General features: G+C 45.1%; 14 protein-coding genes. 12 read left to right on the top strand and 2 right to left on the bottom strand.

Features of this window, described 5'->3' with window-relative positions; genetic code table 11:
• Positions 1–317: 317 nt before the first annotated feature.
• On the top strand, positions 318–557 hold the full coding sequence (locus K6T91_09885) for a hypothetical protein (GenBank protein ID MCL6473098.1): 240 nt from the start codon (positions 318–320) through the stop codon (positions 555–557).
• Positions 558–833: 276 nt separating this feature from the next.
• The gene (locus K6T91_09880) at positions 834–1,919 is read left to right on the top strand and encodes a GNAT family N-acetyltransferase (GenBank protein ID MCL6473097.1); all 1,086 of its coding nucleotides are present in this window, start codon (positions 834–836) and stop codon (positions 1,917–1,919) included.
• Between the two features lie 80 nt (positions 1,920–1,999).
• Here the strand turns inward: K6T91_09880 and K6T91_09875 are convergent, their stop codons facing one another.
• Complete coding sequence (locus K6T91_09875) at positions 2,000–2,983, bottom strand: diguanylate cyclase (GenBank protein ID MCL6473096.1); 984 nt, start codon at positions 2,981–2,983, stop codon at positions 2,000–2,002.
• A gap of 156 nt (positions 2,984–3,139) precedes the next feature.
• Here K6T91_09875 and K6T91_09870 point away from each other — a divergent pair, with 156 nt between their 5' ends.
• Positions 3,140–3,802: a gamma-glutamyl-gamma-aminobutyrate hydrolase family protein gene (locus tag K6T91_09870; protein MCL6473095.1), complete on the top strand. Its 663-nt coding sequence runs from the start codon at positions 3,140–3,142 to the stop codon at positions 3,800–3,802.
• An 18-nt stretch (positions 3,803–3,820) separates the two neighbouring features.
• On the opposite strand, the gene K6T91_09865 is transcribed toward K6T91_09870, so the two are convergent.
• Positions 3,821–4,705, bottom strand: a complete 885-nt coding sequence (locus K6T91_09865; GenBank protein MCL6473094.1) for a BON domain-containing protein — start codon at positions 4,703–4,705, stop codon at positions 3,821–3,823.
• A gap of 256 nt (positions 4,706–4,961) precedes the next feature.
• On the opposite strand from K6T91_09865, the gene K6T91_09860 reads away from it, so the two are divergent.
• From K6T91_09860 to K6T91_09820, 9 genes are all read left to right on the top strand, one after another.
• Complete coding sequence (locus K6T91_09860) at positions 4,962–6,533, top strand: protein kinase (GenBank protein ID MCL6473093.1); 1,572 nt, start codon at positions 4,962–4,964, stop codon at positions 6,531–6,533.
• 175 nt (positions 6,534–6,708) lie between these two features.
• Positions 6,709–7,251, top strand: coding sequence for an HNH endonuclease (locus K6T91_09855; protein MCL6473092.1), 543 nt, complete (start codon positions 6,709–6,711; stop codon positions 7,249–7,251).
• A 110-nt stretch (positions 7,252–7,361) separates the two neighbouring features.
• Positions 7,362–7,637: an acylphosphatase gene (locus K6T91_09850; GenBank protein MCL6473091.1), complete on the top strand. Its 276-nt coding sequence runs from the start codon at positions 7,362–7,364 to the stop codon at positions 7,635–7,637.
• A 32-nt stretch (positions 7,638–7,669) separates the two neighbouring features.
• A complete protein-coding gene (gene hslO, locus K6T91_09845) occupies positions 7,670–8,572 on the top strand; it encodes an Hsp33 family molecular chaperone HslO (GenBank protein ID MCL6473090.1) in 903 nt (300 codons plus the stop codon).
• A 153-nt stretch (positions 8,573–8,725) separates the two neighbouring features.
• On the top strand, positions 8,726–9,370 hold the full coding sequence (locus tag K6T91_09840) for a haloacid dehalogenase (protein MCL6473089.1): 645 nt from the start codon (positions 8,726–8,728) through the stop codon (positions 9,368–9,370).
• A gap of 19 nt (positions 9,371–9,389) precedes the next feature.
• Positions 9,390–10,121 (top strand): HAD family hydrolase, encoded by a 732-nt coding sequence (locus tag K6T91_09835; GenBank protein ID MCL6473088.1) that lies wholly within the window; start codon positions 9,390–9,392, stop codon positions 10,119–10,121.
• Between the two features lie 137 nt (positions 10,122–10,258).
• Positions 10,259–10,621 (top strand): phasin family protein, encoded by a 363-nt coding sequence (locus tag K6T91_09830; GenBank protein ID MCL6473087.1) that lies wholly within the window; start codon positions 10,259–10,261, stop codon positions 10,619–10,621.
• Positions 10,622–10,790: 169 nt separating this feature from the next.
• A complete protein-coding gene (locus K6T91_09825; protein ID MCL6473086.1) occupies positions 10,791–11,249 on the top strand; it encodes a hypothetical protein in 459 nt (152 codons plus the stop codon).
• Between the two features lie 57 nt (positions 11,250–11,306).
• Positions 11,307–11,618 carry a hypothetical protein gene (locus K6T91_09820; GenBank protein MCL6473085.1) on the top strand — a complete coding sequence of 104 codons (312 nt, stop codon included), beginning with the start codon at positions 11,307–11,309 and terminating at the stop codon, positions 11,616–11,618.
• Positions 11,619–11,673: the final 55 nt, after the last annotated feature.

Here is an 11,673-nt window from a genome sequence, read left to right as displayed (position 1 = left end):
GGACCAAAGTATATCTGCAAAGATGGGCCTGTCTTTTCTCTGGCTGAGCTAAACAACATAAAAGGGGACTTTTAAGGCCAACTTCTGTTTATATGAATACATGCAGGGCTAAAGCCCTATCTGGCAGCAGGCAGAGGGTATTTACTCGCCTTTTTTAGAAGCCATTCTCCTGCAGATTTTGGGTTTGCAGCTACATTGCTTATCTACTTAAAATTGCAATATTTGCCTATTTGCACCAATGCGCTTATATTATAATATGTAAGACAAGCCTATGGTAAAACTTTATTGGGGACGTTGCTACTAGAAGGAGGATTTAAATGGGCAAGGAAAACTACCTTCGCGTTCCAATAACTATGCCTGAAGAGATGTTTGCCTACCTTGAGTCGGTGAGCATAAAGTCAAAGATTTCAGGCGGTAGGAAGCTTGCCAACACAGCAATAGTAAGAGCCTGTGTTGCTGCAATGATGGATCTTGAAGTAGATGTAAATGGTGTAAAAGACGAAGATGAGTTGAAAGAAAGAATAATGAATGCCCAGAGTAGTCGCAAAAAAAGATAGAAACAAAATCTAGTAGCTAGCTTCGTTCGTCCCAAGATGTTGTTTTGGATGGGATATGAAAAATTGCTGGGATATCAAGGGATGCCCTGCAAGCCACTACATGAATTGCACAGCTTATGACCAGATGAAGAGTTGCTGGGAAGTAAAGAGCGGCTGTCTATGCACTTTATACAGCGGCTGTAACGAGTGTCCTATATATAATGATCACGTAAAAGAAGAAGAGAAATAATTCCCAGGTACTGCACAGAGAGCAAAACTTCTAGCGGAGGTTAGTGCTTGCTACAGATAGAGGTAGTAACCAATTTAGAAGACTTTAAAGCTTTAAGGGATAGTTGGAACAAGCTTGCTCTGGAAGCAAACCTATCTGTATTTCAGACCTGGGAATGGTCGTGGAATTGGTGGAAGGCAAATAGTAAGGGTAAAAAACTATGCCTTCTCGTTATACGAGACGGCGATAAAATAGCCGGCATCGCGCCGTTTTATATATCCTCTACCTATTACGGGTTTCCGTTAAAAGTGGTCGCATTTATCGGAACTAATGGGACCGATTATTTAGATTTTATTGTTAACGGAAACCCCGATGTTTCAGTCGCTTTGGCCGATTTTTTACTTAACTCCCTAAAATGGGATGCTATTGACCTTCATCAACTTCCTGCAGGAAGCCCTACTATTGATGTGCTTAGCTCAAGGGTTTTGGCTGCAAAGTTACCATATACACAGGTTTGCCAGGACAATTGTTACAACGTAACCTTACCAGATAACTGGGATGAATATCTGGCAGGCTTGAGTAAGAAGTTTCGCTGGAATGTTCAGTATTACACCCGGCGAATTGCTCGTGACTACGCCGTATCTTACAGGCTGAGCTCAGGCAAAGATGTGGAAAGGGACATGGAGCTTTTCTTTAAGCTCCACCAGAAGCGATTTATAAACAAGAAGAAGCCGGGCGCTTACCTTAGCCCAAAGTTCCGTAAGTTTCATACCGATTTGGCTACCGAGCTGGAGAAACAAGGTTGGCTACGTCTGTATATTATGGAGATAGACGGCAGAGCGATAGCGGCGATTTATGGCTTTGCCTTTGGCGATTCCTTTTATTACTACCTGGGTGGCTTTGAACCAGACTGGGGCAATGTCAGTGTTTCTACGGTTTTAATTGGGCGAGCCATAGAAGACTCAATTGCTGAGGGCTTGCATAACTTTAATTTTCTGAGAGGTGACGAGCCTTATAAGCTAAAGTGGCGGGCTCAAGAATCGCCAAACCTAAGGTTTACCATCAGCCGTTCGGGGATAAAATCCGGATTGGTACAGAAGATGTTCACACTTGAGAACGACTTGACTAAACGCGTGAAGGAAAAACTAGGGTAAAAATAGTGCTGCAAGCTTTGCAGTGCTGCTAACAAAAAAATATTTACTGCAGCAACGTTAACTGGTAACTGGGTAACTAATTATTTCCACACAACTATATCCTTGCCCGCTTTTTTGGCAGCGTAAAGTGTCTCGTCGGCAAGACTTATTATCTCATCAACTGTTTCTGCATCTTTTGGATAGCTAGATATACCTATACTTACAGTAACCGGTGTTTTTAGGTAGCGACGCACTTCGGCGGAATGTCGCATCTCAAGTTTAACGGCACGCCTTATTCGCTCAGCAACTTTTCGTGCCTGCTTCTTAGACGTCTCAGGCAATATTATTGCAAACTCGTCGTAGCCGTATTTAGATGGTATGTCGACGGTTCTTATGATTCGCATTATTGTTGCTGAGATCTCCTGCAAAAGCTCTTCTCCGGCTTCGTTGCCAAAACTCTGGCAGTAATCTCTATAGTCGTCGATGTCAAGCATGATGAGCGAAAACGGGTGCCGATATCTTCTGGACCTTGCAAACTCACGGTTTATTTCTTCTTTAAACGACTCGTAGTTTAGAAAATTGCTCAGTTTATCCCTGCGTGCAATGTACTTAAGTTCTGCGGTATAGGCATTAACGTAGCTATCGATTATTGTCGAGACCATCTTATCGAAAGGGCGGTTTATTCTGCCCTCAAGGTCGAAAAACTCTAGTGGCATGACACTTTTTCTGCAGAATTCCCAGACTATTTCGCGCAGTATTTCGAGTTCCCGAAGCAGGTCGGATAGTTTATAATTGCTGTCCCTTCGATTTGCGCCAAACCTTGCGGCTTCTTGGTAAATAACCCCTTCAGGTTCGAAATCGGCAATGCGCGCCGGATCACCGATAACTTTTGAGACACCTCTTAACAATGTTGGTAAGTTGTCCACTAACTGCGTTTCAGGTATGAGTCTCCAGCTGTTTTCACCCTCTTCTAAAGCTAACCTCTGCATCCACTTTTCTACTATTGCCCATATCTGGTCTCGAAATGTTTCAGCAACTCCGCCTAACATCAGTGTTGTGTTTCCATCCCGCTTAATATCTTGCAAGCAAAACTCCTCTCTCTTATTAAGCAAGTAACCTAACTTATTCTATACCCGTTTTTATTTCCAAGAAAACCATCGGCGGTAAACATGGGCGCTCTGTACTTCTTGTCACCGGACACATTGCATGCATATAATGCAAAAAACATAGGAAGGTGCGCGGTGAAAAAAGTATTGCTCATCCTAGAAAATGATGATGTGCCCGAAGAGCAAAACCTGTCGCTGGTTACGCAAAAGTTAATTGGGGACAAAATCGATTGTGTTGTATTCGATCCAATAGGCGGTTTTAGAAGAAAAGTGCCTTCTGCAACCGTTGGCATCATCGTTGGCGGAGGTCTGCCTTCAGTAAACGATCCTAAGGCATGGATTGAAGATGAGGCTGCCCTTATCTTACAGGAGGCTTCAAAGGGTATTCCGATTCTTGGAATATGTTTCGGGCACCAGCTCATCTCTAAAGCTTTTGGCGCTTGCGTGCTAAGGCGTGAGCGAAGGGTAGGCTTTGCAGAAATCATAAGGATAAAAGACAACCCTATATTTGATGGCCTTCCGCCCAAATGGAGGTCTGCGGTTTATCACCACGACCGCGTGGAGGAAGTTCCCGATGGATTTGAGCTCATTGCAACATCTAACTATTGTACCGTCCAAGCGCTTGCGCATAAAAACCTTCCAATCTGGTCGGTTCAGTTTCATCCAGAGATAAATTATGGAATAAATAATTACTTTGCTGATCCAGTCAGCGAGTGGGATGATAAGGCTTCCTTTGAGCCAGAGCCAAATAAACGACTGATTGATAATTTTGTGGAAATATGCTTGAGAAGCGGGTAAGAGGTTTTGGCACTTTAATTAGCCAGCTTTAGGCTCTATATGAAATCCAATCACTAGGTCGTTTTGTACCATACGCACACCCTTTACGTTTCTTGCAAGAAACTCAGCACGGTCTTTCTGTTTATAAGTATCGACTTTGCCATCTAAATATACTACGCCGTCAAGTACATTTACACGTACACCAGCCATATTTATATCGCTTAACTCGAGAGCTTTTATCACTTCGTTCTCAATTGCCTGGTCCAGGCTTGTTGGCTGCTCGCCAACCTCTAAGTTGTTTATAACCTCAACGACACCGGGCATCTGTTTTGCGATACTTGTCGCAATTATCTTTTGTCTAGGATTAGCTACGGCGCCGCTTAGCGTGACTATGCCATGCTTTGCCTGCACACCGAGGAACTCCGCATGAATTGAGTGGTTAGCCATAAGGGCTTGCGCTACCTCGTCAGCAATCTCGTCATCTGTTAAGCTTACTCCGGGCATCATTTTTACTTCAGATACGACGTCTTTTACTCCAGCTGCTTCGGCTACCGTTTCTACCGCTTCCTCAATCCTGGCAAGGCTTGGGCTATGTCCTTTCAGGTAGACGATGCCATCGACGACACGATCCACGCCGATATCGTGGGCTAGGTCAGGATTTTTTGCGATAGCTCGCCGTGCTGCAGCCAGAACATCCTCATCCTCAATGACTTTAGTAGATTCTATTACGATATCGTTATCGATTCTTACGGGCCCAAAGCTTCTTGCAATTTCTTCGGCAAGCTCTCTTTGCTCCAGTGTCTCAACAACGCCGGTCAGCCTAACGTCTCTCCCATGAACCTCGACATCAATCCTGCCGGAGATTCGTGGCTCCTGCGATATTGCCTGCTCGATTTCTTCTCTTATAAGCGCCTGCTCATGCATGAATCCACCTCCAGTAAAGAAATTATTCCCGAAGGGAAGCGGGTTCGAACTAAAAACCGACGCCAGTTTCAAAAATCAAGTATCAAAATAGTGTCAAAAATGCATTCCGCTACGGATTGGCTAAGTGTAAAATATTGGAGTGTTTTGGTTTGGCATACACTTGCAGGCTTTAGCTGATTAAGGTTGGTTTACTAACATTGCTTCTTGCGCCTACAGGTTGACATAGATATAGGCTAGAGTAATTATAAGAGGACAAATGATAGGCAATATCATCAATGAGCGGTATAAAATCGAAAAAGCTATTGGACGGGGAGGCATGGCCGTTGTTTATAAGGCATTTGATACAACCTTATCCCGACAGGTAGCTATAAAAATACTGCATGGTCATTTTACTAGCAATCCCCATTTTATCGAGCGGTTCCGAAGAGAAGCATATGCAGCGGCAAGCCTTGTTCATCCCAATATTACAACAATATACGATACTGGCTACATGGGTGGCGTTTATTACATTGTTATGGAATACGTTCGCGGTAAGACGCTAAAGCAAGTTATCGATGAGCGGGCGCCTCTTCCAATAGAAGAGGCGGTGGATATCGCAAGGCAGGTGGCAGAAGCGGTCGGCCATGCTCACAGCCGCGGTATAATCCACAGGGATATCAAGCCACAGAACATCTTAATTGCCGATGATTATATAGTAAAAGTTACCGATTTTGGCATAGCAAGGGCACTTACCATGCCGGGACTGACTCAGACTGGCAAGATCTTAGGGACCGCCCGCTACATATCTCCAGAGCAGGCTAAGGGTCGCCAGGCAGACCACCGGTCGGACATGTATTCTCTGGGGCTTATTTTGTATGAGATGGTAGCCGGTCGGCCCCCTTTTGATGGTTCATCATCAGTTGAGATTGCAGGAAAGCATGTAACAGAGAAGCCGCTTCGCTTGAGCGAACTCAACCCAACTATCCCGATGGTGCTTGATATTATCGTTGACAAGCTGCTTAAGAAAAACCCGGACGACAGGTATCAGGACATAGGGAAGCTTATTGAAGACCTTGCCTTTTGGGACCCGCCGCAAAAAAGAGACCTTATTGCGGCTCTTGCCACCTCGTCCAATAAAGAAAACAATCATCCGCGGGGCGGTAGAAGAAGTGTGGCAGGTGCCAACAGGCTCAGACCCGATCTAAATCAGGTGGCCGGCCAAAGGCCTACCAGAAAAACTAAACCGTCGGTAAAGAGAAAACTTACTCCTTTTGCAAAAATATCTCTTACCGCCATCTCTATTTTTATTGTAGGTGCGCTCTCATATCTGCTTTTATTTAGCGGGGTAGATGAGGCAACAGCTGGGAAAGACGCAGGTGCCCGGACTAAGAAAAGCCATGTGCAGGGGATGCAGGTTGGTGAGCTAAAACCGGTGGCGGTTGTTGAGTACAACCCCAACGGTGGCGGGGAGGACGACCTCAGTGAGTTAAACAAAATTGTTGACAAAGATTTATCGACCGCCTGGTCGACGAAAAGCTACAAAACGTCGATTTTTAGTGATCCAAAGGGTGGCACAGGGGTATATATAGACTATGGCCGGACTGTTAACTTAGAAGCGATGACCATAATCTCTTCCGGCGGTTGGAGCGGAGAGATAAGGAGCTCTGACGATGCGCTAAACTGGACGACCGTACGGAAAGTTGATAACGCTGATAAAAAAATGACGTTTAAGTTTACCGGGGAGGCGCACAAACACTATATGATATGGATTCGCAAGCTAGCACCCCTTGGTAATGGTAAATTTGGCTGCAGGATTTACGAAGTTGAAGCCTACGGGCGCACTCTTTAATAACCTGTTTACAGTGTTACAGTGCGAAGCCGTTTCCGTGCGCTTCACTTAGCAAGAACGTCTGTTTTTTGGTATAATCTTGATTAAGATTTATCAATTACTGGAGGCTTTAAGCGGTAAGATCCATCAAGAATAATAGCCGTACCGACAAGGTTTGGATAGGACCGTGGTGTTTATGGCGCAAACATTGATTTTAAACGCGAGTACCGAACCCCTAACCTTTGTACCAGTAAGAAGAGCGCTGATTCTTGTCCTTAAAGAAAAGGCGGAAATTGTTGAGACTCATGTAAGTAAGCGCATTCGCACTGAAAAAAAAGACTACCCGTATCCGCTTGTTATCAGGCTGGTCAAATATGTAGAGATCCCGCGTAGATTCCGCTCGGTTGTAAGCAATGCAGTTCTTTTTGCGCGTGATCATTACACCTGCCAATACTGCGGCAGGCATAAAAGCCAGCTCAAGAGAAAAGAGCGGTTGACTCGCGAGCACGTCAAGCCGGTTTCAAAAGGCGGAACTGATACCTGGGATAATGTTACTACTGCATGCTCAACCTGCAACCATAAAAAGGGCGACAAGCTGCCGTACGAAGCTAAGATGTACCCAAAAACTACGCCGTATGAACCGCGCTATATCGCACTTATTCTGTTGAGCGAGTCGATGGACGATAAACAGCGACCATACATAGAGCCGTTTCTGAAAGCGGCACTTCAGACCGGTTAAGTTAGACCTGCTTGAGGAACTTCGGTAGGCTGGGAGTTGGCTTCCAGCCTACTTTTATATGATTGTTTACGGGTTTAGGCTTCATAAATCCTAGGGGGGATTTTTACGTGATGACAAAGCGGGCTCACCTTATAATAGAAGGTCGGGTTCAAGGCGTTTTTTATCGCCAAAGCATGAAGGAGATGGCTACCATCTACCGCGTGAAGGGATGGGTAAAAAACCTCCCTTCGGGCGAAGTCGAAGCGGTTATCGAAGGCGATAATAATTCAGTTGATGATTTAATAGAGTGGTGCAGGCAGGGACCACCGGCATCAGCGGTCGATCACATTAAGATCGATTGGGAAGAGCCAAGGGGCGACTTTAAGACATTTGTCATAAAGAGATAGTTTTACAATTGGAATGATAGGATGATAGCAACATGCATGATCATTTAGCAAGGGCGACGGCTGCCGCATCCACGGTAAGAGCTGTCGCTGCTGTTACTACTAATACAATCGACGAGGCAAGACGGCGCCAAGGTACTTTTCCAACGGCTACAGCAGCTTTAGGGAGGGTGATGACCGGCGCGGCACTTATCGCAAGTATGTTAAAAGACGAACAGAAAATCACCTTTCAAATTAAAGGTAATGGCCCATTAAGAGAGGTTGTTGGAGATGCGGATAGCTATGGAAACGTGCGTGGATATGTTGGGCACCCGCATATCCACCTGCCATCAAGGGCCGGCAAGCTAGATGTTGGTAGGGCAGTTGGGAAAAAGGGGACCCTCTCAGTTATAAAAGATGTTGGCTTAAAGGAGCCATATAGAGGCATAGTTCCGCTAGTTAGCGGAGAGGTCGGCGAGGATTTAAGTTATTATTTTGCTGTCTCTGAGCAGCAACCATCAGCGGTGGCCTTAGGCGTACTTGTCATGCCAGACAACTCAGTTGCGGCAGCAGGCGGCTATATAGTGCAGCCGCTAAATGGGGCCGAGGACTGGGTCTTAGATAAAATCGAGGATAACATTTCAAAAATCCCGCCAGTAAGCGATATGGTAAATACGGGCTCAACCGCAGAAGAGATGTTAGAAAGCGTCCTGGACAGCTTCGATATCGAATTCAAGGAGCACCGGGATATCCGATTCTCATGCAGCTGTTCGAGGGAAAGAGCAGAGCGCACACTTGCCGCACTTGGTATCAAGGAAATCAGGGAAATGGTATCAGAGGCCAAAGATGTGGAGCTTTACTGCAACTTCTGCGGTGAGCTATATGTATTTTCTATAGATGATTTGCGCTTGATAATTGAAAACATCAAGGAGCGAAGCGGACTAAGAAGAGTAGATTAAAGATAGCTCTGCGGTTACCAGTACTGCGATGATGCAGTTAAATTCCTCTCTCTGAGGGTAGGTTAAGCGGGGGTGAACCCCCATTGCTTACCTTTGCTAATCGGTAACTGATAACTGCAGGATTGATAACAATTAACTGAAAGGAAAAATCACATGGATCTGGATTTTGAGGTTATTGGGGCTAAGATACGGGAAAATTTGGATGCTAAAAACAAGGCAAGAGAAGCAGCCTTGCCTAAAGCTAGGCAGGTGATAAGGTCATCAAGCCTTGCTATTCGCGCAATCCATCGAGAGAAATATGATAAAGCAAGGGAGTACTTGGAAGAAGCCAGATTGGCTCTGGTTGAAGCACAGGACGCGCTTCGAGCTTATCCGGAGATATACTTTGCTGGCTTCTTACAAGATGCTGAGAAGGAATATAGCGAAGGCATGACGACCCTTGCTTTAGTCACCGATACGCGGCTGCTCAGCGCAGATGAGCTCGGAGTTGGCTATCCCCCATACCTATCTGGAATTGGTGAGGCGATGGGTGAACTAAGAAGACATATCCTTGATATTATTAGGCAAGGCAAGCTTACAGAAGGTGAGCGGTTTTTGACTGTAATGGACGATGTTTATTATTTTCTGATATCGTTTGATTATCCTGATGCGCTGACTCCAGGCTTGCGAAGGATTACTGACCTGGCACGCTCGGTTATGGAGAAGACCAGGGGCGACCTTACAACGGCTATGCGCCAACATGAGCTTATGAGTGCCCTGGAAAATTTAGAAAAACGCTTTCACCCAGAGCTTATGTAGAAGAAAAGGAAAGATAATCTTGAGGTATAAAGCAGTATTTTTCGATGCTGGAAACACGCTTCTTCGCCCGTATCCATCGGTTGAGTATGTCTGCACCGAAGTTTTCTGTCGCAACGGTTTCGCTATCGATGCAGCAGTCTTAAAAAAGGCTATTGCAGCGGGCGATAGGTACTATGAAGAGAGATACTGGCAGGATGATACGTTCTGGCGTTCGGAAGAAGAGGCGGCTGCCCTATGGATAGACCTTTACGCGTTGGTTGCAAAAGAGGTTGGCATAAGTGGAGATCGGCGCAGGCTCGCAAAAGAGATATATGACGAGTTCGGTTTTCACTACAGGTGGGAGCTTTTCCCAGATGTCAGGGCGACTCTCGCTAAGCTAAAGGACCTTGGATTAAAGATCGGCATTGTGTCGAATTGGGATAGCAGGCTCTCCGAGCTATGTGCCGGTATTGGAATAACAGATTATTTAGATTTCATAATGTGCTCGGCAGTAGTCGGGAGGATAAAGCCGCAACCTGAGATATTTCATATGGCGCTTGATAGAGTCGAGGCAAAGCCACATGAAGCCCTACACATTGGAGACCATTACTACGCCGATATTTTAGGTGCAAGAAGCGCCGGCATAACTCCTGTATTGATACACAGATCAGAAAACGATATAAATGCCGACTGCAAGGTGATTGGCAGCCTAGAATCCCTCCTGGATATAATTAGTAGCCACAACTTATCAGCCGCCAGCCAAAAGAGATAAAAGCTGGCTGCTATATCTAATTTTGAATTTATTTATCCCTGGACTCTGGCCTCTGGAAACTTAGTTTTGCGTTGCTTCCTAAGTTTATTAAACTGCGAAATCGGGTAACACAGATGCAGGGAGGGGGATTAGAAGCTTTGGATCGTATAACAGACCTATTTAGAAAAACCCTACTATTTAGTATCGGAGCCGTAGCTCTTACCGCTGAGAGGGCTCAAGAGATTGTAAACGATCTGATTGAGCGGGGTGAGGTTAGTGCTGAGCAGGGCAAGGCTATGGTGGGAGAGCTTGTGAAGCGAGGTACTGAAGCCCGCAAGCAGCTTCGGGACATGGTCAAAGGTGAGGTGAAAAAAGCCATTGAAGAGGCTGATATACCCTCAAAGGAAGATATAAAAAGGTTGGAGCAAAAGATAGATAAGTTGATTCTCGAAGAAAAACAACCCCATGTTGAAGCACATATTGAGCATAAAGATACAGGCGAGGTACCTCCTGAGTTTTAGATAACTTTCGCTATAAAATTGCTCTATGGCACAGGTGGTGCCATTTTGTTTTTTAGTCGAGAATTAAAAGTTGAAAACGGCAATCTACGCTTTTAATTTTCAAGTCTACGCAAGCATCTGATAAAGAATAGATCATTGTTTACCGAAACTTATAAGGAGGTGTTCTGCTGTGAATGCAGAGCATGAATTACTGGAAAGTTGGAAGCGCATTCCTTTACTCCAGAGGCAGATAGCTCTGCAAGGCCAAACACTTGAGGAGCAGGCAGACTATCTTGGCAAGCAGGTTGATGAGGTTATAAAGAAGAATCGGAATAGTTGGGGGGAAGCCCAGAGGCTGGAAGCCGTTTCAATGCTATCCCTTTTATCCGAGATATATGCGATTATAGATTTTGATAAGATGATAGAGGTGCGGGAGCAGTTTCAAAGCCTGTTCCCAGAGCATTTCAGGCTTTACTTGAATCGCATAGATTCGTTAGAATGGCAAATGCTGTGGCCAGGATGTTTAGAATGCAGCCACTTCAATGAAAAATGCTCATTGAATTTAACGCCGACAGAGCCACTGGGTGGGAGACATAAGTCTGGAAGAACCTGTAAGTCTAAAGAGCTTAGGTTGCAGCGAGCAGCCTGAAGGATGTCTTTCCACCCGACCTCTGGTTTTGGTATTACGATGATATTGGAGCAATAGATGGGGCAAAAAACTAAGGGTGGAAAGACATTAATCGAATCGATTATAGAGCTGATCGATCTTATTGCGCTTTATGCAAGAAAGCAAATCCAAAGTGTGGTCGATCGGAGTATTACTGGCCCTATCTCAAAGGCTGCCCAAAAAGCAGGCTTTTTCATCCTTGCCTTTAGTCTTTTTTCTCTGGCAGTAGTATTTATTGCTGTTGGCCTCTTCTTATTTCTTGCCTCGTTAACAGGCTATATAATAGCCTACCTTATCATAGGGTTGCTTCTTGTAATCGTTGGATTATTATTCTTGCGCCAGGCAAAATAGCAATCTTTAAGGATTGCTACCGACGCTTTAGATATAAATACATGAACCGATAAAT

Source organism: Bacillota bacterium, from assembly GCA_023511485.1.
GTDB lineage: Bacteria > Actinomycetota > Aquicultoria > Aquicultorales > Aquicultoraceae > CADDYS01.
This window is presented reverse-complemented; position numbering and strand designations above follow the sequence as displayed.